Source organism: Streptomyces sp. B21-083, from assembly GCF_036898825.1.
Lineage (GTDB): Bacteria > Actinomycetota > Actinomycetes > Streptomycetales > Streptomycetaceae > Streptomyces.
In genome coordinates this window covers 199853-223672 of record NZ_JARUND010000001.1, presented here as the reverse complement: position 1 = coordinate 223672, position 23820 = coordinate 199853, and the positions used below count along the sequence as shown (strand labels likewise).

The following is a 23820-nucleotide window of genomic DNA, read 5'->3' as shown; positions in this document are numbered from 1 at the left end:
CACCAGGGAGAGTTGCACGGTGGCCTGCCTTATGAGCAGGTCGCAGAGGCCATCACTGGATGCACGCCCCGGGCATACGCCCGCGCACCCCCACACCTTGATCGCCTACACCATCAAGCGGGACGCCATCCAGGGTGTGGGTGTGCGGCCAGTTCGGCCGCCACCCGCACACCGCACCGTCTCCCACGGCGGCCGGAAGGCCGCTTGCGGGGGAGGGGTGCCTGTACTTTCTGGGGGACTTCTTGTCCGCTTCTGCTTCTGTCACCGCCCGTCGTCTGGCCGCCGGTGTGCTCGCGGCCGGCGCTCTGGTCTCGGTGGCGGCGCTGCCGGCGTCCGCTGCCGACCACGTCCGCCCGCAGCGTCCGAAGGTGGAGATCTCGGCGGTCCAGTACGACTCCCCGGGACGTGACGACCGCTCGAACAGGTCGCTGAACAAGGAGTGGGTGGACGGCACCAACACCACCCGGCACACGGTCAACCTCGACGGCTGGACGCTCGAGGACGCCTCCGGTCACACCTACACGTTCGACCACTACCGCCTGGAGGGCCGTGCCACGGTCCGTATCCACACCGGTGAGGGCCGCGACACCGACACCGACCTCTACCAGGACCGCCGCAACTACGTGTGGAACAACGACCGTGACACCGCCACCCTGCGCAACGACCACGGCCGCTTCATCGACGACGAGTCCTGGGGCCGCGACCGCGACCACCGCCACGGCGACGCCCGCCACTGACACCACCACCCATCGGGAACGGTCGGCTGACCATGCCGCCAGCCCCCGTTATGTTTTCCGCGGTTCCGCAATGGGGCCGCTGGCCTCCGGGCTCGGCATGACTGTGTCCCCCTGTCGAAGGCATGACCTGGGGGGTGGTGTCACCGGGCCCGGGGGTGTTCGTCGGAGACGCTGATCAGAGGTCCGGCCACCGTCCGGTCCGGCGCAATGCCGGACAGTTCGCGGGCGGCAGGTCTGCATAACGTGGATGCGCGAGCACGACACCCGAGCCGAGGCCGGCACCGTCAACACCCATGAAAGGGCACGATGTTCGAGATCGAAGACGTGGGCGTGTTCCTCGGCCTGGACGTCGGCAAGACGACCCACCACGGCCACGGCCTCACCCCGCCCGGGAAGAAGGTCTTCGACAAGCCGCTGCCCAACAGCGAACCGAAACTGCGGGCCGTCTTCGACAAGCTGACCGCCAAGTTCGGCACCGTCCTGGTCATCGTGGACCAGCCCGCCTCCATCGGCGCCCTGCCGTTGACCGTCGCCCGCGACGCCGGCTGCCAAGTGGCCTACCTGCCCGGCCTGGCCATGCGCCGGATCGCCGACCTCTACCCCGGCGAGGCCAAGACCGACGCCAAGGACGCGGCCGTCATCGCGGACGCCGCGCGGACGATGCCGCACACCCTGCGCTCCCTGGAACTGACCGACGAGATCACCGCCGAGCTGACCGTGCTGACCGGCTTCGACCAGGACCTCGCCGCCGAAGCCACCCGCACCAGCAACCGCATACGCGGCCTGCTCACCCAGTTCCACCCCTCCCTGGAACGCGTCCTGGGACCGCGTCTGGACCACCAGGCCGTCACCTGGCTCCTGGAGCGCTACGGCTCCCCGGCCGCCCTGCGCAAGGCCGGCCGCCGCAGACTCGTGGAACTGATCCGCCCGAAGGCCCCGCGCATGGCCCAGCGGCTGATCGACGAGGTCTTCGACGCGCTCGGCGAGCAGACCGTCGTCGTCCCGGGCACCGCCACCCTGGACATCGTCGTCCCCTCCCTGGCCGCTTCCCTGACCGCCGTGCACACCCAGCGCAGGGCGATGGAAGCCCAGATCAACGCCCTGCTGGAGGCCCACCCTCTTTCCCAGGTCCTGACCTCGATGCCCGGCGTCGGCGTCAGGACCGCCGCTGTCCTGCTGACCACCGTCGGCGACGGCACCAGCTTCCCCACCGCCGCCCACCTGGCCTCCTACGCCGGACTCGCCCCGACCACGAAGTCGTCGGGGACCTCGGTCCACGGCGAACACGCACCCCGAGGCGGCAACCGCCAGCTCAAACGCGCCATGTTCCTCTCCGCCTTCGCCTGCATGAACGCCGATCCGGCCTCCCGCACCTACTACGACCGCCAGCGAGCCCGCGGCAAAACCCACACCCAGGCCCTCCTCCGCCTCGCCCGCCAACGCATCAGCGTCCTGTTCGCCATGCTCCGCGACGGCACCTTCTACGAATCCCGCACGCCGAAAGACGTCGAGCCCGCCGCATAACCCCAGCAACCCTGAACCACCACCAAACCCGACAGGCGCGCCTTGACGAAAGACATAGAGGCACCCCCGCACCTGAGATGACGGCGCGCCCGGCCCGCAACGGCCCGGCGCGCCGTCGGCGTGAGGTGTGAAACTCCAAGATGGCCCACGATGACCGAGCATCTTGGCAACCCACTGGGGTGGCTCCACACTGTGGTGTTACAGAAATGCCATGACCTGCCCGCTCACGTCCGCCGTTCCAACTGAGGCGCTCAGTCCCATCCCGGACGCAGTCCCCTTGCCGATTCCCGCGTCCTGGCGAAGGTGGCGGGCTGCGTCTCCAGGTCGTCGTACCGGGCGGGGCGGCAGCGCCTCGATGCTGACCCACGAGCGGGTCGTCCCGCTGCGCGAAGCGCGCCGCCAGCCGCTCGGGCTGGAGGAGCAGACCGTTCCGTTTGAGGTCGCCGATGCGAGGCTGTCCGGCTACGGCTCCCCGGTATGGAACTGGAATGTCAACGGGTGTGGCCATCGACCTCCTGGGAGCAGACGGCCACCGGGCGGGGAGGTGGCTTACACGTCGGCGTGGACCACGGAGTTGGAACCTTCGGCGGCGACGATGAGGATTCCTTCCTCTTCATCACACGGCAGAGAGGACCGGCGCACGCGGGTTTCCCACTGCGCTGGCCACAGCGTCGTGCGGTCCCACAGGATGCCCTCCAGGAGCACGCCGTCCAGTTTGGCGTTGGTGAGGTCTGCTCCGATGAAGTCGTTGCTGGCTCGTTCGACTTCTGCGACGGCCTTGGCCAAAGCGTCGGCGGCCTCGAAGCCGTGCGCCAGGTCATCGATGAGGTCCTGGGCAATCGCTTCGGCGCCGAACAGGTAGGTGTGTCCGGCCGCTTCGAGGGTGGCGATCGTGGGGGCGAGCTCCTCATCGAGAATGTCGCGGATGTCATGGAGTTCGCTGACAAGCCGTTCGGCCGGGTATGCGAGCACGGACTGGACTGCGTCGAGGTAGTCCAGCCCGGTGGGGGTGACGGAGTTCCGGTGCGCTTGGGGCAGCCGAGACATGAGTTCGACGTGCTCTCGGAGCTGGTCCAGCGCAGTGTCGGCGCGGTCCAGGGACTGTGTGCTGTCGCACAGAAGATCATGCAGATCCTGGAGGATTCGGACGGCCGTCCGCATGGCCCGGGTCAAGTCGACGGGCCAGTAGGCGTGCGCCAGGCGCAGAGCCTGTCCACGGTGTTTCACCCGGATCGAGGCCGGCCGGCGAGACAGCTGTCCTCGTGCGGCCAGGCGGGCCTGGAGTGCGGAACTCCGCTGCGCCAGGGCGGCGCTGGCGTCACGGGACAGGCGGTGGCTGACCGCGGCTCCCGTGGATCGGTGGGCTGCTGCCAGGAGACGGTCCAGCGCAAGATCCGGAGTGCGCAGGTCGGGCGGCCCACCTTGTGCGCTGATGCGGTCGGTGATGGCGATGCCCAGCCGGCCATGGATCGTTGCCAGCAGGGTGTCGAGGGTTTCGTCGCGGCGGCTGTTCGCTTCGGCTTCGCGGGGATCGCTGCCCATCACGTCTGCCTCCTCTCATTGCCGTATTGGCCTTCAAGGCCCAGGCCTTGCTTCAGAGCGGCTCTTGCACGGGCCAGGTTTTGACGAACGGCTGCCTGGGTCGTACCCATCGCGTGTGCGCTCTCTTCGGTGGTGAAGCCATCCAGATGCCAGGCCATGGCGGCGCGCTGCTTGGCTGAGAGCTGGAGCAGTAAAGAGATCACCTGGCGTTCTTCCTCTCCGAACTCGGCGGCATGGGCCGGTGTCTGCCAGCGCAGGCTCAGCTGCGGCTCGGGCAGGTCCTCACAGCTCTCTTCGAGTCTCACCTGCTGTTTCACCCAGGACCGCCAGGCCACCTTGCGCAGCCAGGCCCGCGGATAGCTGATGGATACGTCCGGGCCGCACATCTGGGTGAAGGCGTCCTGCGCGGCATCCTGCGCCTCTGTCCAGGACGCTCCGTGCAGGAGCAGGAAGCGGACCAGCGCGGGATACTGCTCCTCGTGCAGTGCCCCGGCGAGCTGGATCCCTGGCAGGGGGGCAGCGGTTGTCTCCAGGGGACCGGCAATCGGAATGTCAGTGCTGACGACATCCTCCACGGCCGTCACCCCCGCTCCGGCCGGCTGGGTCCGGCTTCACAGGGCCGGGGTGGAGAGCTTGCACGGCGCTCTGCCCGGTGAGGCAGCGGACCCGGTCGGTCTGTCCCTCCTCGGTGATCCGCGCTATCTCCACAGAGGCGTTCAGTCGCCGCTGAGCCATCTTCACTATGCCGTTGACGACACTGATGGCCACGGTCACTACCGCTGTGGCGATCACAGGCTCCATGCCGCACCTTTCCCTTTCTCTACGGGCGTCCAGCCCACCTTCGTGCACCTCGTGCACCACAACAGTGCTGGTTTCTAACGCAGTTGTGACATTCGGCTGGTCACACGGTTGTCTGGTCGGGTGGAGCGGCCGCAGCGAGGCGACGGTGCTGGCACGCCTTCAGGAGCGGGAGCGGGCAATCGCCGCGCAGGCCGGGGAGGCGAGGTAACAGATCGCGGTGCCGGCCGCGCAGTTGGACGAACTCGGCCGGGCCACCGAGGAGGTCTATCACCCGCAAGACGCTCCTGGAATTGCGGCATACCCCCGGCGTCACCTACTGCGCAGACATCCACGACGCTCTGATCGAGTTCGGCTGGGAAGGCCGGCGCCGAGTGCGCGTCGCCGACGGACTTGGCATCGAGGCCGACCCGGCCGTCATCGGCCCGCGGCTGCTGATCCTCCTCGACGGACGCGATCGGCTCTCCAGCCGTCGTCCTCAACCCGCGACGCGATGATTTCCCGGCCGGCCAGGTGGAAGCGGCACGAGAGCAGACCGCTTGGGAGTACGAGCATCTCCGCATCGCCGACGTGATCCTCTTCTGGTTCCGCGCTGAAGCCGTCCAGCCCATCGCCCTGTACGAACTGGGAGCGCACGCTGCTCGCGGCACCCGGCCTCGCGGTCGGTGCCCATCCTGAATACTCGCGCCGCCTGGACATCCTGGAGCAACTTCGGCCCGCCCGCCCGCCCGCCCGGACGTGGCCGTGCACGACTCGCTCCAGGCAACCGTCCGCACGGCTGCGGCTCTCCTAGCCGCCTCGCGGGCGGCCGAATGCGCACGGTGCGAGCGGCTGCTGGCGGACATCATCGGAGATGAGGGTTGGCAGCCCAGCCTGCTCCCTGGCTTCGTACGCTGACCGGTGTGACGGATGAACTGCAGCTCCTGGCCGGCGCCTTGGCCGCCGACTACGTGCACAACCGGTGGCGGCCGGGGGACACCGCGCTCGGATCCTGTCCGCACAGGCGAGCATCGACGGAGCGGGGTGGACATTGTGGTGGTGGATGAGGGCAGCCAGGGTCGTCTTTTGACGGCGGATGAGCGGGCCCAGTGGCGCGAGCTGGGGCAGGTGCGCCGGTTCGGTGACGGTGAGGTGCTGTTACGTGAGGGGGAGAACGCGCGCCGGGTGATGCTGCTGGTGGGAGGCCGCGTCAAAGTGGTGACGTCCACCGACGAAGGGGCCGAGGTCGTGCTCGCCTATCGGGAGCCGGGCGAGGTCTTGGGTGAGATGGCGGCTTTGGACGGCGGAGAGCACTCGGCGAGTGTGATCGCGGTCGGGCCGGTCGAGACATGGGCGTTGTCGCCCGAACGGTTCGAAATATTCTTGGACCGGAGCCCGCGGGCGTGCAGGGCCATGCTCATGGTGATGGTGCACCGGTTGCGTCAGGCGGACCGTCAGCGCCTTGAGTACCGTGCCCGCAGCGTGACCGAACGCATCGCGGGGCGGTTGTTGTTCCTCTCCGACCAGGTGGGGGAGCCGATGACCGATGGCGGGGTACGGATCGGCATCAGGCTGACCCTGCCGGAACTGGCCGCCACGGTCGCGGCCGGCCGCGACATGACGGTCAAGGCGATGAGCCGGCTGCGGGCGCTGGAGGTCGTCACAACCGACGCTGCCCACCACTTCGTCCTGCCGGACCTGGAAGCTCTGCGGGCGGTCGCCGAAGGACGGGCGGCCCGCCACTGAAGACGGACAGGGTAAGAATCCGCTGCGCCCCGTTCGTGGGAGCGGCAGGATTTCCCTCGCTGCGCCGATCAGCGCATCAGCGAACGAGGGGACTTTCATGCCTGACATGCCGCCTTCCCGGGCTTTGCTCGCCGTGGACGTGGAGAAGTACACGGCCAATCAAGGACCCACGCTCCCGGCGATCCGCGCGACTGTCCGCACCGCTCTGTCCGATGCGCTGCGCACGAGGGGACTGGACTGGGACCGTGATGTGGCCGATGCCGAGGACACCGGGGACGGCTTCCTCATCGTCTTGACCGACGAGCGCACCCACCTCCTCATCGACGCCGCCCAAGCCCTGAACCACCAACTGCGCCGCATCAAGCTGTCCGGTGGACCGGCGCTGCGGATGCGTGCGGCCGTCCATGCCGGGCCCGTCCACGAAGACGGGGCGGCGACAGCCAAAAGCCGGCTGTGCCGACTTCTGGAGGCCGACATCCTGCGCCAGGCGCTGGCCGCCACACGCTCCCACGTGGCACTCGCCGTATCGGACTCCGTGTTCCAGACAGCCGTGATGGACGGCTACACGGACCTCGACGCCGAGAGCTTCCGCCAGGTGCACGACTCGGTCAAAGGGATGCCGCTGACAGGATGGATCTATACCCCCGCCAATGACCTGCCCCCCGCCTTCGGCTCCAGGCCGGACGGCAGCGCTGCGACGGCGCCCCCCGCGCCCGCCCCAGATCCGGCTGCTCCCGCTCGGCCCGAACCCCTCGCTCCGGTATTCCACATCGGGTCGCAGAGCGGAAACCAGATGATGGGCGGCACCGTCCACGGCGGAATGAACTACAACGCCACCACCGAGCACGTACACGGGCGCAAAGGCGACAACGCCGCCGGTGACAAGCAGGTCCGAGGCGGTCGAGATGCCTAACCCCGACCTCCCTGACGACGACGGTCCCGCCGACGCTGGTACGCCCGCCACCGGCGCCGCTCGCGATGCCTTACCGGAAATTTCTGCAGGCGAGGACCCCGAGGACGAGTTCGACGCAGAGGAACAGCAGGCGCCGTCCATCCCTGTCGCGCCTTTCCTCAGCATCGTCGGAAACCTGCTGATCAACTCCACCGTCCATGACGGCGTCACCGCACAACTGCCCGGCTCGGCCGCACTGGAGCTGCCGGTGCGCGCCGGCACCGTACGGCGTGCCGAACGGGACTTCGTCACCACCACGTTCGTCGAACCGTCCGAATACCGCGCTGCGGCCCAGACGGTCCGCCGCCATCTCGTCCTGCTCACCGGACCCGACGGCGTAGGCAAACGCGCGTTCGCCCTGCACCTGCTGGAGCAGTACGCGGAGGACGCCGGCGAGGTGAAGGCCCTGGACGCCGAACAGTCCCTCGAGGACCTGACCGACGAGCTCCGCCCGGGCACCTGCTACCTGCTGGACCTGGACGATGCCGACCAGCTCGCCATCACCCCGGCACGCCTTCAGGTGCTGCTCAACGCACTGCGCGCCACCGGCGCCTACCTGGCCGTCGTGCTGACCCAGCCGCCCTCTGCACCCATGCGGGCCATCACGGGAATCTGGCGCCCCTACCTGATCTCCTGCACCGCCCCCGATCCCGTAACCGTGGCCCGCAACCACCTGGCACACCACCTCGGACCCGGCTGGGCCGACAACCACCCCGGCCTCCTCGACGACGACGTCCTGGACGCGCTGCGCCTGGTGCCGGGCCCCGGCCAGGCGGCCGCCGTGGCCCGTGACCTGGCCGGCGCCGCCCTCGGCCGCTACGCCAAGACCGACGTGCTCGACGCGGTGCGGGATCGCGACCACGCAGGCATCGCCGACTGGTTCACCTCCCACCCCAACGTGCGCACCTGGGCCTGGATGCTCGCCACCGCAGTGTTCGAGGGACAGGACCGCGGCGTCATAGCCGATCGCGCCACCGCTCTGGAGGCCGTCCTGGCATCTGGCTCCGAGGCCCCGGCCGGGTCCGCTTGGCCACCACCGGGCAGCAGCAAGGAACTGGACGCGATCCGAGCCGCCCCTGAGCCGGCCGCCTCCAGCGGCAGCTTCCCCCGCTACAACCTGGAGCGTGTCCGCTTCCTTCGCCCCGGCTGGGCCCAGCCGGCCCTGGACCATGCCTGGCGGGAGTACCCGACCCTCCGAGACCCGCTGCTGAACTGGCTTGCCGCGACCCCTCTGCGTGGGGACCTGCAGGACCTGGCGGGCGCCGCAGCCGGCTTCCTCACCGCGGCCACCACCGGCCACCAAGCACTCGCGCCACTACGACGATGGGCACGCCAGGACCGGCCGCGCCAGGAACTGGCCGCCCGAGCCCTGGGCGCCGCCGCCGCACACGACCCCGCCATCGCCACTCAGGTCCGCCGTCTACTGGGCAGCTTCAGCCGTGCCGACGCGGGCAAAGAACTACGCCGCACCGCAGCTCTCGCCTACGGCACCGCCTACGGACTCGCCTACCCGCAGACGGCCCTGCGCCGCCTGATGGAACTGGCCCGTGCCGAAGAACGGGAGGTGGCGCAGGCCGCCGTCAACGGGCTCCTCGCCCTGCACCGCGCGGGCGCCACGTCGGGACCGGCCGCTCTACTGCATCAACTGGCGGCCTGGGACCTGAGCGACGACCAGCGCTGCGGCACCGCAGCCGACCTCGTATCCGGGCTGCTGACCGTCACCTACCAGCGCCCCGCCCACGCCGGTACGGGATTGCCGGAGCAGACGGCAACCGTGCTCAGCGATCCCGAGGCCGCACACGCCGCAGCCACCGCACTCGCTGCGCTGAGCGCACACCCGGCCGGCTACGGACGAGTCCTGGACTGGATCACCGGCTGGCTGTTCGCCGTCCGCGGTCACCCACAGCACACCCTGGTCCGCGACCTGATTGAGACGATCTTCACCAATCTCCGGCACCTGGACACCGAACGGCTGGCCTACGACCTGACCCGCCTGGCACACGAACAACCCCACGCCGAGGACCTGGAAACGCTCCGCCCCGCACTGCGCGCCTTCGAAGAACCCGCACTGGCCTGTGGAGGACCCGCATGACCACCCCGCTGATCGAACCGGTGACCGGACCCCGGACACTCGCCTACCTCGCTCACAAACTGGGACGCCACCGAGACCGCGCTCTGGTCGCCGTCACCGACGACTCGCCGGCACAACCACAGCCCACGCGCCACTCGGCTTCCCTCGCGCAGCTTGTACAGGCCGAGGAGGCGTACTGGGTACGTCTGACCAAACAGGGGGAGTCCTTCACCCTCCCGGTATGGGACGGTGCCGCCCGCCGGTTATGGCAGGCCCAGATCACCGTGTCCTGGTGGGCCGACAACCCCCATCTCGTAGCCGCCAGACACCTCTTCGACTGCGTTCCGCTCGTACGCCGCGAGATCGAAACCCTGGTACACGCCACCCTGACCAACGCCCACACTGCCGACCGCGAGACGCTCGAGGAGAAACTCACCGCGTCCATGAGCACCCCTGTGCACTTGCAGGACATCGGCATCACCTACGGCCACGGCACCCTCCTCCTCATCGAAGACGCCGTTCCCGAAGAGCGCAGGGCCCAACTGCACGACGCCCAGTGGGAAGTCGCGGTCACAGAGCAAAATCACCAGGTCCAGCACGCCCGCCTGACGTTCTACCGAGACCTCGTCGAACAGGGGCCGACCGCGCTGCTCGCGTTCTGGCTCATGCACCGCCCCGACGACGTGCCCCGGATCATCGAAGCGGTCCAAAAGATCACACCCGCGCCGACCGCCGGCCCGGGCCCCGACGAGCGGCACCTGCTGACCCTCTTCGAGGGCATGACCGGCTTCGAACGCCAACAGGTCCGCAAATACACCGCCCTCGGACTGGCCCGGGCAGGAGGACAACCAGGCCGCGCGCTGATCGAGGAACTGGGCCTCCTCGACGGCGTGCCGCACCAGAAGGACGCACCGTGACCCCCGACAAGCGCGAGCCCCACGCCACAGCGCCTCCCGCCCCAGCAACGCACGATCACGAACTCGCACAGGCTCTGCGGGCGATCGAAGACATCGGACGCTGGGCCGTCGCCATCGACACCAAGTCCACCTTGGTGGCCGCCATGGCCAGCACCGTCGTAGTCGGACTTCTCAGCCAGGCCGACATGATCCACCACACCTGGGACCGCAGCGCTTTCGGTACACCGCTGCCTGCATTCCTCCTGGCTGCGAGCCTTACGGCCCTTGCCGCGGCCCTCACCGAACTGGCAGCCGCCATTTTGCCCCGACTGGACGCATTCACCCAAAGCCGCTTCTCCTACCCCTGGCTGGCGGCGAACGATCTCGACACCGCCGCCACCCCGCCCCGTACCCCATCACGTGACGCCTGGCAGCACGCCCGCCTCCTGGCACGCCTCAATGTGCGCAAACTCCGGCACTTGAGATGGGCAATCTGTACGACCACAGCTGCGGCGATCCTCTTCATCGCTTGGTTCATCGCCCTGGCCTGCTCGACTACAACGTGAGACAACCGGCGACACGGCGTAGAACTGCGACAACAGAGCCTCCGGTGCAGACGAGTTGGCTTCGCAACCTTTGCGCTGCACCGGAGGCCCTAAGGGCGACCAGGGCCCGGACGAGTGGCAGCCGCCGTCGAAAACGTACTGGTGCACCTACGCCCGCGCCTGGGTGTCGGTGAAGTCCGTCTACGAGCTGTCGGTGACCGGGAATGAGAAGGTCACGATCACCGACATGCTGGGTACCTGCTCCTGATGAACGCACATCCCCCGCAGCCGGAGCAGATCGTCAGCGAGGTGAAGGCCGGTCCCGGTGGCGCGATGACGGACGAGGTCGGCGTCATCACCGGCGACCTCACCATCGCCACCCGGCTCCTTGCCGACGGACGCGCCCACCTCGCCGTCCAGTACACGGACGCAGACGAGTGGTACACCCTCACCGGCAGCCCCCTCCCGGCTCCACCACAGAGCCTCGCCGCTTTGCACGAACAGACCCTGGAACGAGTACGCCACGGTGGCGGCGCTGAAGCACCAAGCTGAGCCTGTGGCACGTGAGGTGTGACGTTCCCGCCGATCGTGGTCAGCGGCCTGTTCGGCCTCGCCGCCAGCACCGCCCACCGCTGGGCCCGGTTCGTGCAGGACGACGGGGCGGACTGCCTCGCAGCCTGCGAGAGCACCGACTCCAAGGAATAGCGCAAGGTCCCAACAATGCCTCTTCCCCAGTCTCGGCTATGACGACCCGAGTCGGGGGCGCGTAGACGGGACGGCTTGAATACGGTCATGGACTCCCCGATGTGGGCCATGCTGTCGGCCGCCGAGCGCTCCGCTGTGGACGGTCTGATCCACGAGGACCACCGGCTTGCGGCAGTCGCCCGCGTACGCGAGGCCTTCCCGGACGAATCCAGGCCGTACCTGTATGAAACGCTCGATATGGTGGCAGAGCGCTACCAGGAGCTGGGCCGACGGTTCGAGCGATATCCGACCCCGCCGCTGAATCCGGTGACGCTCATGGAGAAGGTCAAGACCTTGCCCGGCCAGACGGTGGCCATCGAGGCGCTGTGGGACGGTGACACCGATGGCTGGTGCGTGGACCTGTTGGCGCTCACCGATCACCCGGCTGCCGAGCACCGGGTCGCCATCATCCGGCACGGCGGTGACCTGCGGCTGTTCAACGGCACGGTCCCGCCATGGCCCGAAGCGCAGGAAGCCCGGACTGTTGGTCGTGCCCTGGCCGAGCAGCTCGGTGTGCCGTTCCACTTCGCCAGCCCGGATCGGCCCGACTGCGACGCGCCCCGCTGGAGGACTGCCCTGTGAACGACACTGCCAGCCAACTCGACATCCTTGCTGCCGCGCAGGCGGACCCCGACTCCGACCTCGACCGGATCGCAGAGCTCGAAGACGAGTTGGTGGCCGCCCGGATGACGCGGCCGCTGAGGTGAGGAACAGCGCGCGGTGGCCGATCGGTGGCCGCCGGTCTGTCAGCGGTCAGTCTGGGACTACGGCTGGTCGGCGGTGTGCTGGGGGTTGAGGTAGGAGCGGATCTGCTGGCAGAAGTCCTGCAGTTCGTTGGTTGGGTTCTGGTACCAGCGGTCTGTCCCGTTGAAGACTCCGTCGAGCCATCGGGCCTTGTTCTTCGACGGAATGTTGCGTACCCACTGTTCAAGTTCGCCGCAGGGGACGACGAAGAGTCCGTGCGCCGCGGTGTTTTTCAGCAGGCGCTCGGCGGCGGCGTACACGTCGCCGTTGAGCGCCTTGAGCCCGCTCTTCTTCAGGGCACCCCAGCCGGACGAGCCTTTGAGGAGATCGCCCATCGTCTCGATCATCGAGTCGGTGAGCTGTCTGTTCCCGCGGCCGGTCAGTACCTGTTCCATCTGCTTACGGAAGCTGGCCACGGTGGGGACGTTGCGTTCGGCGTTGGCGTGGTCGTTGAGTGTTTTGATGTCGGCGCTCATGTCGCGAACTGTGCCGCCCAGCGCGGTCATGGCGTTGCGGACGGTCGTGTAGTCGTTGAGGAGATCGAAGTCGGCGATGACGGCTGTAGGGATCCCGAAGGTGCGGAGCCTTCGGGCCGTATCGGCGAGACGGTCCTTGCCGCTGGTGTGGAGAAAGATCGTGTTCTCGTGGGGTGCTGAAGTGTCGCGGGTGACATCGAAGGTCGCGGCGTAGAACTGGCAGTCGCCCTCGGCCTCGCAGAGCACGACCCGGTCATAGAAGAGGCCGGACAGCATGTTGGAGTAGCGCAGCAGCGGTGTGCACAGCAGATCGGAGACGGCGTCAGGTTCCAGCTGGCACGCGCGCGGATTGCCGGAGGACCGGTCGAGCCGGACCAGAGCAAGCGGGCGAGCGTCCTGAGCGTCCAGCACGCCGGCCAGGAAATCGGCGCTGTGCGTCGCGACGAAGACTTGAGTCTGCCCCGACATCTGCGCCAGCTTCCGCCCAAGAAGGCGAGCTTGAGGCGGGTGAAGGAACGCTTCCGGTTCGTCGATCAGGATGACCGGTGCAGGCCGGAGCACCGTATGCAGCAGGATCTGCACAAACGCCTTGAAGCCGTCTCCCTGTTCCGTGAGCGTCGGCAGCCCGCGGTACGCCCGGACGAGGTCGGGCGTAGGCGGAGTGCCGTCGTCCATGCCGGTGCTTCCGACACGCAACACGATCGTCGGGCTGGTCCAGTCCACAGCGAGTGGCTCCCCGAAGGCCTCCACCGTGTACTGGGACAACTCCTTCTTAAGCTCCGGGTCCTCGTACAGGTACTGCACGGGGGTCCCGGCAGGCTCAGCATGGTCCCAGTTGGTTGCTGTCGCGAGCACGCTAAGGCGCTCGTGAGTCCACTGCTCCGTCACGAGCATGCTGCGGAGATCCTGGAACTGTCCCATCTCCCACCAGATTGCGGCGCTGTCCGCTTGTACTGCGCTGTCCGCCCGCGGACCTCCCCGCAACGTTGGTCGCGCGTGCTGCGCATTCGGGAGGTAGGTCCTGTGGCCCCGCTCCGCGACCCAGCTTAGAAACTCTGCACCGCTGCCAACACTGGTCGAGTCGACCGCGGACACCCACTTCCAGTCGCCAGTGGTCGGCGTGGTGATTCGGGGAGAAAGCTCCCGGAGTAGCAGGGACTTGCCGCTGTTGTTCGGTCCGATGAACACAGTCATGCCGCTGGCGGGCGGGCTGATGGTGGTGCCGTCGGTCAGTGTGATGGTCGAGACGGAGAAGGAGATGGACATCGTGCTCCTGCCGTGCCTTCGGATGCGCGAGCGCCGCAGCCGTGGCTGAACCCTAGCGCCGCAGGTAGCGGCTCGTTTGATGGTTGAGGGCGTGGGTTCAACTTGCAGATGCTTCCTGTGGCGAAGGTGCTCCAAGGCCGGGCTCCGGGTTCGTCGTCAGGTTGGCCAGCAGCACGCAGGGGATGAGCCGGTGTACCGCGAAAGCGCTCGCGTACGTGAGAGGAAAAATCACCCGCGCGGTCAACTCGGCAGCGGGTAGCGTCCCGGTCATGCACAGCGATCTCGACGCCGATGAGGCGTGGGAGCGGCTAAGGGCCAGCCGCTCCGATCCACCGGCGAGAGCCGACACCGGCTCCCGCCGCAAGACGTACTCGGCAGCCCTGGAGCAGGCTCAGCAACTGTTCCACGCCGCTTCCGTCGTGGGCCCTGCCACGAGCCCGGTCCTGGCCTTCTACGGCCTCAGCCAGGCCGGACGCGCCATCACGGCCGCCGCCTGGTCACTCAAGGGCGAGGACTGGCGCCTGGAGACCCACGGGATCAAGACCACGGGGTTCCACCTGCCCTTCCCCGACATTGAGATCCGCACCGATCCGTCCGGCACCCAGGGCAGTTTCGTGAAGGTCAGCGAGGTCCTCGACTCACCCGTGTGGGAGATGGACCCGCTGCGCCTGGAAGACGTATGGGATCTGCTGCCGCCGAACCTCCGCTACCCCCTCACCACCAGGGACCGGTTCACCCCGCTGTACACGGTCGGGGATGACGTCGGCGTCGGCACGCACGAGCACTCCCTGCTGAGCGTCCCCGTGTGCGATCTCCCCGACCGGGTCATCGACGCCGGCACCCGCGAGGCGCTGGCCGACTTCCTGGCCTCGTACCCGGCCGTCGCCCAGCATGAGAGCTACGTGACCACCCGCGCCCTCAGCCTCGGTCCGGAGGCGCCTCCGGACTACACCCGCTACCAGCACGGCGGCGGCGAACTCAGGATGAACTGGCTCATGCCCGAGGGCGTGGGCACCGGATTCGACGGAATGGCGACCGGAGCCGAACGGCTGGCTCACTTGCGGACCCTGACCCGCAGCTACGCCGGGAGCCGGTACTTCCTGCCCGTCCTGGGCTCGATGAAGCGGGAGCTGCACCCCCTGATGGCCTGGTGGGCGGTGCTGTACGCGCTGTCCATGCTTTCCCGCTACCAGCCCGCGGTCTGGGGCACGCTCATCAGCGTCGACACCAGCAAGTACGCGGTCCCGATCGAGCGGCTCCTGGAACGCGCCATCAACCACCTGCCCGTCCTGATCGCGGACGCCATCACCGAGGTGAGCACCTGATCCAGGGACGGCTCAGCGCCGTTCGACGTCCGAAAGGCAGTCGAGCGGGGGCAGATACGCCGCTCATCCCGGCGAATTGGATGGATGTGTATGGGAAGGCCGCGTCATGCTGGAGGGGATTTTGACGCGAGGGGGAGGCGTGGGACGCGGTCAGGTAGAGACGCTTGACGAGAAGCACCAGCGTTGGCTGGAGGCATACGTGGTGAGGGCCCGTCGGGTAGAGGAGCACTCGCTCGCTTCCGATTGGGATGCGCTCGTGGAGTTGACACGCATGAAGATCAACGTACGCTTCCACAACGGCGAAGCCAGGATCCGGTATGAGCTTCCAGCCGAGGAAGTGGTTGAGTCCGCCGCCGCGCGACTCAGGCCGATCCTGCTGGAACAGGAAGACTGCTTCCATATGAAGGCGCTGTCAGCCTTGGGCTACATCTGTCGAGCAGCGCCACAAGATGCGGAGTGGATACGGGCTGCGCGCACTGAATGGCGGACCCGGGTAAACCCTTCCACACCAGAACAATCCGGGTATTGGATCATGGTTTCCGACACGGTCACAGGCGAGGACCGCGATCTTGATGCTCACGGGCTGGCCATGGCCTGGATATACGGAGACGTGGTGCATCACGATCCAGAGCGGCGCCAGGAAGGTGATGCCTTCGGGTTGCGTGACCGGTTTCGCGCTGCTGTGCCGTTGGTGGCCTGGGTCATGGTCGGCACGATTGAGCTCCTGAACTACATCCGCGCCCTGAATGAGGCTGGTCTGCTGGAACTACGACAGGAGGTCTTTGGTGAGCAGGTCGCTCTGAAGTCGACTGTTTGGGAAGAGCCCGCCGAGATGTATTACGCCCCCGTCGGTGCGGAAGCTCCCTCGCTCGCGAACTCCCCAATGCCCGAGGGGTGGCTCCCTCTGAGCCAGACAACCGACCTGTCGGTTTTCCAACACTCCATCGCGGGACAACTTCTGCGCGCAGAGCGTTCACCCTTCATGACGCAACTCCCCTCACCTGAAGAAGTTGAAGCTGCCCGGACGCCCGGCGGCGGCTGGAAGCGTGACCAGCTCGCCGCCTGGGGCGTCGCGTGGCCCCCGCCCAAGGGATGGAAGGACGAGCTGTCCGAGCGCTGGCAGGTCGCCCGCCAGGACGGCGCACCGCCGCCCCTGCCCAGCCCGGCCCCGGCCGACTTCGCACAGGAGACACTCGACTTCGGCTGACCCGACGGCAGTGGGGCCGGAAAGGATCACCCTGCCCGGCCCCACTGCTTGTTCCCGGCTACGCACCGTCTGAGGCGGATGCGCGGCCCAACGCGAACTCGAGGTCGTCCAGCGGCCCTGCTGCGGCACTCTGCCTGATGTCTCATGTGGGATGGGAAAATCTCGATCGGCCGGTACGTAGCCGCCTTGCCCTTCATCCTGGACCCATGACGTCCAGCGGCCCCGCCCCGGTACACGCGCAGCCATCGATCACTTCGGTGACGCGGCACGACATCTTCAACTACCTGCGCGGGATATCGAGCCCTTGGTGGGGGAAACTGGACGAGGTCACGTTCCTGGAGGGCCTCTACGACCTGGACCTGCCTACGTCCGAGAACAGCCGGCTCCCGACTGTCCGCGCCGACATCCAGCAGCACCGGTTCAACAACGAAGACGACCTGCCCGACGACTGGATCTTCGAGGACGCTCGGCTGGAGCTCTCCGACGGACCGGACGAGGTGCTGCTCGCCTTCCTGGCACGAATCGTCCATCCCGAGGTCGCGGCCGACGTCGAGGCGGCGTTGAAGCAGGTTGTGGAGCTGAACCGGCTGCTGGCGCCGGACGGATGGGGCCTGCGCCCCTACGACTTCCTCTCCGGCCGCCCGATCTACACGCCGGTCCGGCTGCCGCCCACGGGCCCGTTGATCCCGCTGCCGCTGAACGACGACGACACGGGCAAGCTCGACCTGGTCCTCGGGCAGACCTACAGCCTCCTGGACTGCGCCGGTGAGGAGAGAGCACGCGACCTGCTGCGCACAGCTGTCCTGACCCTGCGCCGCGACGGCGGTATCTTCCACCCCATTCCTGGTGACAATTGGACGGATGACACCTACGCGGCGGTCCTGACCGTGGAGCGTGACCTCCAGCCCACCTGCGCCTCGGAGACGAAGGAGGTGATCTGGCGGACGCTGGAGCCCCTGCTCAGTCAGCTCGGACGCACCGACGTCCAGGGCCTCGTGGTCGAAGGCGATGCCCGGCCGCTGCCCAACATCCCGCCGGACTGGCGGGCCCAGGCCATCGCACCCGCCACTCCCGTCGTTCGCGGTTTCCGCCTCCCCTTCTCCACCACCGAGTTCGACGTCACCCGCGGGGACTTCGCCGACCTGGAGATCCGCGCCTCGCAGGACAGCAGCGGGTTCCACTACCTCTACGACACCCGCGCACACCGGGTGGTCACCGACTTCGTCCTCGACGACCGGCCCCAGGTGGCCACGCTGTGCAGCGTCACCATCATCAAGAAGGGCAACACCTTCACGCCGAGGATCAAGCTGTGGAAGAAGGACAAGAAGAAGGCCGGCGAGGTCCCCGCCCCGCAGACGGTGCCCGATACCGGGGTCACCCGGCCCGTCAAGGCGCTCGTCGACACCGGGGATGTCCACGAGAACTTCTGGAAGGTCATCAACTTCCTCCAGGGCTGCGCCGGGCTGAGCACGCCCGGCGGCTCCCTCCAGCTCGTGGCCGGGGACCAGGACCAGCTGGCCCAGCTGCTGACCGGCCAGGACCGGACGATGGTTCTCGGTGCGGTCAGGACCGCGATCGGGGGTGGGCTCACCGAGGAGGACATCCGGCTGATCAGCAACCGCAGAGAGCAACTCCGCAGGTTCGAGCGGCTGCTGACCGATACGGACTACTTCCAGCAGGAGGAGAGCCTGGCAACGACGCGCGGGGCGGAGGCGGTCTGGCAGGCCTTCTTCGAGGCGAACCAGTGGATCTTCGGCTACGGGCTCAACCTCATCGCCTGCGAATCCATCGACGACGGCAAACTGGAACGCATCACCACCGGTGCCAACATCTTCGGCGGAGCCGGGAAACGCATCGACGCCATCATGCGTTCCAAGGGCCTGATCAGCAGCATGCTCTTCTGCGAGATCAAGACCCACGACACGGAGCTGCTCGCCAAGACCCCCTACCGTACGGGTGTCTACCAGGCATCGAAAGAACTGGGCGGCGGCGTGGCGCAGGTGCAGAAGACCGCCAGCAAGGCCCAGCAGCTCATCTCCCACGAGTTCCTCACCCGCCTCTATGACGACGACGGCACCCCCACCGGCGTCGAACTGTCCACCACCCGGCCCCGGCAGGTCGTGGTGATCGGGAGCCTGCGCGAGTTCACCCACAACGGCGACGTGAACCCGCAGAAGATCAACTCCTTCGAGCTGTACCGGACATCGATCCAGGACGTCGAGATCATCACGTTCGACGAGCTCTACCAGCGGGCGTGCTTCATCGTCGAAGATCGCTGAGACTCCCATCCACCGGTCTGGGCGGCTTGTGAGTGTGTCCAGGAGACGACTGCTGCTACCAGGGCATGCCGAGTGCGTCGAGTTCCGCACAGGGAGCCGCTGGTGGCCCCGGCCTTGGGACCGGGACCACCAGGTCGGCGGATGTGGGATCAGCGGGTGCGCTGGGTCAGCGCTGCTGGATCCACCAGATGATCCACGTGGTTCCGCTCGCGCCCAGGGCGCCGGCGGAGCCGCGGAGGATGCCGTGGCCCGTCGTACGGGCGAGGGCGCGCAGGCGACGGCGGCGACCGCCGTCCAGCATCTGCCCCAGCCGGGCCCGGATCCGGGATCCGAGGGGGTGCAGCGTGCTGCTGCCCTGGTGATGCCGGGTCGACGCCGGCTGGTCGGGGCCCTTAGGCTCGTTGGACATGCTGGTGGTGCCTCCTTGGGGAGTGACTGTCGGTTTGTTCACCAGGCGGCTCCCTGCTGGAACAGGGGGCCGTCGCCCGTTTCGGGGCGGCGGCCTGCGCCGCGCCCGGCCCGTGTGTGCCGGGCCGGGAGTCGTGGGGCTGGGGGCCGTAGCGCCCCGGCGGTGCTCATCGCGGAATCGTGGCCCCCGAGAGCGCGGGGATACGGGCGCCTATCCGCAGCGCGGTGAGGGCGGCGCCCTCGGGAGTCCAGGCGGCCTCTGCCGCCTCGCGCTCCGTCTTGGTGACGTTCAGGTCGAACGGCGCGGCGAGAGCCCAGCGGATCTGCGTGCTCTGTCCGAGGATGGAGGAGCCGTCCAACTGCTGCTCGGAAAGGAACTCGTACAGCAGGCGCTTCTTCTTCAGCTCCTCGATGCCGCGCCCGACCGTGGACGGGGAGACCCCGTACCAGAGCGCGTACTCCCTGGCCGTGTGCAGGTCGAAGGATGTCCTGCGCTGGCTCATGAGGATGAGCAGCATCGTCTTCGCCGGCATCGACAGCTTCCGGTAGTAGTGCTGCTCCCAGTACGAGAAGGGCACCTTGAAGTAGGTGCTCTTGCGGGAGCCTTCCTTGTCGCCCGACGGCAGCGTGTACGGGTCGCCGGAGCCGTCCTCGAGCAACTTGGTGATCTTCGTCATCCGGCCGTCCGACTCGGTGCTGATCAACTTCAGTTCCTTGAGCTTCTTCAGGTGCCGGGAGACCGCGGCGCTCGCCGTGCCGTTGGTGGCGAAGGAGATCCCCGCGGCGCGTCCCCAGGTCTCGGACCGGTGAGTGACGCCCCAGTCGGCGCGCGTGGTGACGCAGTGGATCAGGAGGAACAGGTCCAGCCGCTCGTTACTGCGCAGCATCTTGGAGAACGGGCCGGGCCGCGTGACCAGGCGGAGGCCGGGATCGGCATCCTGGACGAAGGCACGCCGGAGGAGGACGGCACGGCCGGTGCGCTTGGACTGCTCGAGCAGCATCCGTATCGTGTCGTCCTGGCTCACGGTCATGTCCCGCTTGAGCACGGTCAGTTCGGTGGTCACGGAGTCCATGTTCCCCGACCGGTCGTACGAGGCGGGTGTCGAATTCCGGTGCGGCCGCGTGGCCGCCTCCCGCTCAGACCGAGCTATCGGAAGACATGGGATAACAGATGACCCCGATAGGAAACCTTTGGCGTCCGAAGTCGCAGGCAGGAACGGATTTGTAGCCTGCAACTTTTAACGCTTCAGATGGTGATCTTTGATGTTCTGGAGCCCATCTCTTGGATACTTCACACCGTGACTCCGTACCAGGGAGAACACGGCGGCGAGTCCGGTTCGAGACGGTCGCTGGTGACGCCTCTTCCTGCGTCTGTCAGCGGCCCACGCGGTCCGTGCGACCGCACCCGTCCCGAACCCGACAGCACGAGACCCCGGGCCTGAAGAACGGGCCCGGGTTCCGGCGTGATGGGAGGGTGAGGCCGGAAGCCGTCTCAGTAGTCGTCCCGTTCGGAGGGTGGTCCGTACTGTTCGATGAGGTCGCAGGTGCAGGTGCCGCCCTCGTGCAACTCCTTCTCGCACTCGTCATGGTGGTGCCGTACCGGCGGCTGCTTCGGCGGGGCGACAGCCTTGGGCGGGGCGGGAGGCTGCTCGGCTCCGGCCCGGGCGGCGCGGAGCTCGTTGTCGACGACGGCGGAGGCGATCTCGTCCTTGCGCCACTGTTCGGGGGAGTTGTGGCGTACCAGGCCGCCCGCGTAAGCCATGCGCAGCAGTTCGGCCTTGGTGTGCTTCCGGATCAGCTCGGTGTCGGCGGCGGCTGAATCCTGATTCACCCGTCGCTGACACTCGGTGAGGCGCTTCATGCGCGCCAGGCCGCGGGACGCCATCGAGCTGACCGAGCGGATCAAGGAGATCCACGCCGACTCCGCCGGCATCTACGGCTCTCCGCGCGTGCACGCCGTGCTGAAACGCGAGGGCACCCCGGTGGGCCGCAAACGGGTCGAGCGCCTGATGCGTGAGGCCGACCTCGCGGGTGTGAGCCCGCGACGGAAGGGCTTCACGCGCCGGGATCCGAAGGCCACCCTGGCCCCGGACCTGGTCAACAGAGACTTCACCGCACCGGCGCCGAACCGGTTGTGGGTCACCGACCTCACGATGATCTCCACCGGCGAGGGGCCGTTGTGGCTGTCCGCGATCCGGGACGCATGTCGCCTGCGCAGGGTGTTGGTGGCGAGCAGTTCCTGTAGGAGTTCAACGATGAGATTGGGCTGCCCTACGAACGGGGAGTGGCCCGTCTGCCACTCGCGTGCGTCGGTGCAGCGCGAGGCCATCTTCCGCTGCAGGCCGGGGTCGATGGCCCGGTCCTGTGCGCATACGACGTAGGCGGAGGGAGCATGCTTCCAGCTGTGGCGCTCTGGGATGCCTCGCCCACAGCCTGAGACTTGCGCACGCAGCAGGCGAACCGGCCAGGCGGCGAGAGGTTCGGGACAGTCGCCGTAGAGGGTTTCGGCAGCGCGATCAGGGTGCAGGCTGGTCGAGCCGTCGGGCTCGCGGTTGATCGCGTCCTGGAACTGCAGGGACGCGCCCCCCAGGCCGGCCGCGCTCTCGCCGACATCCGGTACGAAGGCCGCCAGATAGACCAGGTGTCCCGCCCCGCGCAACCCGGTGATCACTGACCCTCCGTAGGAGTGACCGAGCACAACCGGAGGCTCCGGTAGCGAGTCGATGACGGCCTGGACCGCGGCTGTGTCAGCGGGCAATGAGCCCTTGTGGAGTTCGGGAACGACGACCTCGGTTCCTGCGGTCCGCAAGGGTTCTGCCACCAGGGAGAAGTGTTCGGGACGGTGATACAGGCCATGAACGAGCACCACGGCGGCCATTCGCACGTCTCCTCGGTTCGGTGTCAGACGAGTGGTCCAGGGCCGGTCAGCCGTATCGTCGCAGCAGTCCGTCCACGTACGCCTCCAGCCGTTCTCCCAGCACCTCGGGCGTCAGATCGTCCCGTCCCAGTTCACGCCACGGCCCGGCCAGTTTCGCTCCGTCGGGGGAGTAGTGCAGGGCGTCGAGCAGCAGCCAGTACAGGTGGTCGGGGTCGTCGGCGAGGTCGCGGCCGCCGTGTGCCTCGTACCGCTCCCGGAAGGCCAGCCCGTACGCCGGCCCGTGCAGCAGCGCGAGCGCGGTCGAGCAGTGCGCCACGTCGAGGTCGGCGGGTCCCCACGAGGTCTCGACCCAGTCCACGACTCCGGTGATCCGCAGCTTGGGTCCGGCTCCTGTGAAGAGCACGTTCCCGGGGTGGAAGTCGCGGTGCAGGAAGCAGCCTTCGTACGGCGGCGGGTCGCGGCGGATCACGTCCACGGCCCGCTCCCACAGGGGACCGTCTGGGGTGCGGACGCGCTCCGGGGACGTCCACGCCTGGTATGTGCGCGGTCTTTCTGCTGGTACGACGCCGTGGACGCGGACGAGCTGGGCCGCGAGCAGGTCCAGGCGTCGGTCGAGGTCGTCCTCGTCCACGCGGACGCGGCCCGGCAGCGCGGACATCAACAGGGTCGGGTGGTCGCAGTGTTCGGCCGTGGCGTCCACAGCGACGAACCCGGGCGCCGGGATGCCTTCCTGCCCGGCGAGCAGCGCCAGGACCGACGCCTCGCGGGCCAGCAGCCCGGGCCCGTGGTGGCGGAAGAACGGCTTCACGAAGGTCCGCTGCACCAGGTCCGTGCTGTCGTCGAGCGTGAGCCGACGCATCTGGGAGCTCCAACCGCCGGACAGCAGGCGCAAGTCGGCCACCGAGCGGCCGTTGCCGAGCTGCTTGGCCACCCACGCACGCGTGGCCGACCAGCCGTGGTCGTCGAGTCCGGTCAGCATCGCCTCCACGAACTCCCGCCGGTCGTCGCCGTGATCGCGGAACCACATTCCCAGCTGGTGCTGTGCGTCCGGAAGGTCGAACCGCGTGTACTGGGCGCGCGCGGCCAGCGCGTCCTGTACGGCCTCGGTCACCGCCGACGGGATCACCGCGTCCGTGCCCGGCACGGCGAGCACCGCCCGGCCCTCGTACGCCCGTAAGACTTGAAGGGCGGGCGCCTCACGCCAGCTGTCCGGCCGCCGGATGATCCTGCTGAACTGGCCGTTCCCGTCCCCGAAGGGCACGTCCCACGCCTCGGCCGTGTACACGGCGGGCGCGCACAGCCCCAGCGCCGCCACCCGCTCTCCGTAGTGCGCCACGAGATCGGACACCGTCTGGCCGCTCATGCTGAAACCCACCAGGGCCAGCGGCCCGTCCGCGCCCGCGTACGCGTCGATCACCGCGACGGCCTGCTCGAACCGTCGCCGCAGGCTCAACTCGCTCAGCTTTCCGGTGCTTTCGCCATGCCCGGAGAAGTCGAAGGCGATCCCGCGACAGCCGTGGGCCACGAACTCCCGCACCAGCGGCAGCAGTCGCTCCGTGCTGCTGGTGCCTGCGCCATGCAGCACCACGGCGGTGCCCCCGGAAGGATCGCCGCCATACACACCGCTGAGCCGTTCACCGTCGTGGTCGTACGTGAAGTCGAAGAGCATGCCCCCTATTCACTCACGCCGTGGCCTCCGTCTT

Annotated in this window: 25 protein-coding genes and 2 pseudogenes; 18 read left to right on the top strand and 9 right to left on the bottom strand. The window is 68.0% G+C overall.

What is annotated here, in order from left to right; all coding sequences use genetic code 11:
• The first annotated feature begins 242 nt into the window (after positions 1–242).
• A complete protein-coding gene (locus QA861_RS01025) occupies positions 243–737 on the top strand; it encodes a lamin tail domain-containing protein (RefSeq protein WP_334586273.1) in 495 nt (164 codons plus the stop codon).
• Between the two features lie 306 nt (positions 738–1043).
• On the top strand, positions 1044–2261 hold the full coding sequence (locus QA861_RS01020; RefSeq protein ID WP_334586272.1) for an IS110 family RNA-guided transposase: 1218 nt from the start codon (positions 1044–1046) through the stop codon (positions 2259–2261).
• 549 nt (positions 2262–2810) lie between these two features.
• On the opposite strand, the gene QA861_RS01015 is transcribed toward QA861_RS01020, so the two are convergent.
• Genes QA861_RS01015 through QA861_RS01005 form a run of 3 tightly spaced genes read right to left on the bottom strand, consistent with a single transcriptional unit; the run spans position 2811 to position 4604 of the window.
• The gene (locus tag QA861_RS01015; protein WP_334586271.1) at positions 2811–3803 is read right to left on the bottom strand and encodes a hypothetical protein; all 993 of its coding nucleotides are present in this window, start codon (positions 3801–3803) and stop codon (positions 2811–2813) included.
• Positions 3803–4378 (bottom strand): RNA polymerase sigma factor, encoded by a 576-nt coding sequence (locus tag QA861_RS01010; RefSeq protein ID WP_334586270.1) that lies wholly within the window; start codon positions 4376–4378, stop codon positions 3803–3805. The genes QA861_RS01015 and QA861_RS01010 overlap by 1 nt, the downstream gene beginning before the upstream one ends.
• Positions 4356–4604: a hypothetical protein gene (locus QA861_RS01005; RefSeq protein ID WP_334586269.1), complete on the bottom strand. Its 249-nt coding sequence runs from the start codon at positions 4602–4604 to the stop codon at positions 4356–4358. Before QA861_RS01005 ends, QA861_RS01010 begins: the two co-directional genes overlap by 23 nt.
• Positions 4605–4894: 290 nt before the next feature.
• Between QA861_RS01005 and QA861_RS01000 the strand changes: the two genes are divergently transcribed.
• From QA861_RS01000 to QA861_RS00950, 12 genes are all read left to right on the top strand, one after another.
• Positions 4895–5098 (top strand): hypothetical protein, encoded by a 204-nt coding sequence (locus tag QA861_RS01000; protein WP_334586268.1) that lies wholly within the window; start codon positions 4895–4897, stop codon positions 5096–5098.
• Between the two features lie 16 nt (positions 5099–5114).
• Positions 5115–5279 carry a nucleoside 2-deoxyribosyltransferase domain-containing protein gene (locus tag QA861_RS46930; protein ID WP_443041424.1) on the top strand — a complete coding sequence of 55 codons (165 nt, stop codon included), beginning with the start codon at positions 5115–5117 and terminating at the stop codon, positions 5277–5279.
• Positions 5280–5624: 345 nt separating this feature from the next.
• On the top strand, positions 5625–6326 hold the full coding sequence (locus QA861_RS00995; protein WP_334586267.1) for a Crp/Fnr family transcriptional regulator: 702 nt from the start codon (positions 5625–5627) through the stop codon (positions 6324–6326).
• A 97-nt stretch (positions 6327–6423) separates the two neighbouring features.
• Entirely contained in the window at positions 6424–7239 is an 816-nt protein-coding gene (locus QA861_RS00990) for a nucleotidyl cyclase domain-containing protein (protein ID WP_334586266.1), read from the top strand.
• The gene (locus tag QA861_RS00985) at positions 7232–9370 is read left to right on the top strand and encodes a hypothetical protein (protein WP_334586265.1); all 2139 of its coding nucleotides are present in this window, start codon (positions 7232–7234) and stop codon (positions 9368–9370) included. Before QA861_RS00990 ends, QA861_RS00985 begins: the two co-directional genes overlap by 8 nt.
• Positions 9367–10266, top strand: a complete 900-nt coding sequence (locus QA861_RS00980; protein ID WP_334586264.1) for a hypothetical protein — start codon at positions 9367–9369, stop codon at positions 10264–10266. Before QA861_RS00985 ends, QA861_RS00980 begins: the two co-directional genes overlap by 4 nt.
• Positions 10263–10811, top strand: a complete 549-nt coding sequence (locus tag QA861_RS00975; protein WP_334586263.1) for a Pycsar system effector family protein — start codon at positions 10263–10265, stop codon at positions 10809–10811. The genes QA861_RS00980 and QA861_RS00975 overlap by 4 nt, the downstream gene beginning before the upstream one ends.
• Before the next feature lie 55 nt (positions 10812–10866).
• On the top strand, positions 10867–11058 hold the full coding sequence (locus QA861_RS00970) for a hypothetical protein (RefSeq protein ID WP_334586262.1): 192 nt from the start codon (positions 10867–10869) through the stop codon (positions 11056–11058).
• A complete protein-coding gene (locus tag QA861_RS00965) occupies positions 11058–11342 on the top strand; it encodes a hypothetical protein (RefSeq protein ID WP_334586261.1) in 285 nt (94 codons plus the stop codon). The genes QA861_RS00970 and QA861_RS00965 overlap by 1 nt, the downstream gene beginning before the upstream one ends.
• Positions 11343–11360: 18 nt before the next feature.
• Positions 11361–11495 carry a hypothetical protein gene (locus QA861_RS00960; RefSeq protein WP_334586260.1) on the top strand — a complete coding sequence of 45 codons (135 nt, stop codon included), beginning with the start codon at positions 11361–11363 and terminating at the stop codon, positions 11493–11495.
• Positions 11496–11582: 87 nt separating this feature from the next.
• Positions 11583–12116, top strand: coding sequence for a hypothetical protein (locus QA861_RS00955; protein ID WP_334586259.1), 534 nt, complete (start codon positions 11583–11585; stop codon positions 12114–12116).
• Positions 12113–12241, top strand: a complete 129-nt coding sequence (locus QA861_RS00950) for a hypothetical protein (RefSeq protein WP_334586258.1) — start codon at positions 12113–12115, stop codon at positions 12239–12241. Before QA861_RS00955 ends, QA861_RS00950 begins: the two co-directional genes overlap by 4 nt.
• Before the next feature lie 57 nt (positions 12242–12298).
• Here the strand turns inward: QA861_RS00950 and QA861_RS00945 are convergent, their stop codons facing one another.
• Entirely contained in the window at positions 12299–14020 is a 1722-nt protein-coding gene (locus tag QA861_RS00945; RefSeq protein ID WP_334586257.1) for an ATP-dependent nuclease, read from the bottom strand.
• A gap of 269 nt (positions 14021–14289) precedes the next feature.
• Here QA861_RS00945 and QA861_RS00940 point away from each other — a divergent pair, with 269 nt between their 5' ends.
• The 3 genes from QA861_RS00940 (at position 14290) to QA861_RS00930 (ending at position 18831) form a co-directional block, all read left to right on the top strand.
• Positions 14290–15345 carry a YaaC family protein gene (locus QA861_RS00940; protein ID WP_334586256.1) on the top strand — a complete coding sequence of 352 codons (1056 nt, stop codon included), beginning with the start codon at positions 14290–14292 and terminating at the stop codon, positions 15343–15345.
• Between the two features lie 271 nt (positions 15346–15616).
• Entirely contained in the window at positions 15617–16552 is a 936-nt protein-coding gene (locus tag QA861_RS00935) for a hypothetical protein (RefSeq protein WP_334586255.1), read from the top strand.
• A 206-nt stretch (positions 16553–16758) separates the two neighbouring features.
• Entirely contained in the window at positions 16759–18831 is a 2073-nt protein-coding gene (locus QA861_RS00930) for a Shedu anti-phage system protein SduA domain-containing protein (protein WP_334586254.1), read from the top strand.
• A gap of 166 nt (positions 18832–18997) precedes the next feature.
• On the opposite strand, the gene QA861_RS00925 is transcribed toward QA861_RS00930, so the two are convergent.
• The 3 genes from QA861_RS00925 to QA861_RS00915 all read right to left on the bottom strand — a co-directional run bounded on the left by QA861_RS00925 (position 18998) and on the right by QA861_RS00915 (position 21070).
• Positions 18998–19240, bottom strand: a complete 243-nt coding sequence (locus QA861_RS00925) for a hypothetical protein (protein ID WP_334586253.1) — start codon at positions 19238–19240, stop codon at positions 18998–19000.
• 166 nt (positions 19241–19406) lie between these two features.
• Positions 19407–20303 carry a hypothetical protein gene (locus QA861_RS00920; RefSeq protein ID WP_334586252.1) on the bottom strand — a complete coding sequence of 299 codons (897 nt, stop codon included), beginning with the start codon at positions 20301–20303 and terminating at the stop codon, positions 19407–19409.
• 428 nt (positions 20304–20731) lie between these two features.
• Positions 20732–21070, bottom strand: coding sequence for a hypothetical protein (locus QA861_RS00915; RefSeq protein WP_334586251.1), 339 nt, complete (start codon positions 21068–21070; stop codon positions 20732–20734).
• 28 nt (positions 21071–21098) lie between these two features.
• Between QA861_RS00915 and QA861_RS00910 the strand changes: the two are divergent.
• Positions 21099–21278 (top strand): annotated as a pseudogene (locus QA861_RS00910) (IS3 family transposase); the annotation flags it as partial.
• Between the two features lie 188 nt (positions 21279–21466).
• Here QA861_RS00910 and QA861_RS00905 read toward each other — a convergent pair.
• A pseudogene (locus tag QA861_RS00905) lies at positions 21467–22117 on the bottom strand (alpha/beta fold hydrolase); the annotation flags it as partial.
• 46 nt (positions 22118–22163) lie between these two features.
• A complete protein-coding gene (locus QA861_RS00900; RefSeq protein WP_334586250.1) occupies positions 22164–23786 on the bottom strand; it encodes an alpha/beta fold hydrolase in 1623 nt (540 codons plus the stop codon).
• Positions 23787–23820 lie beyond the last annotated feature (34 nt).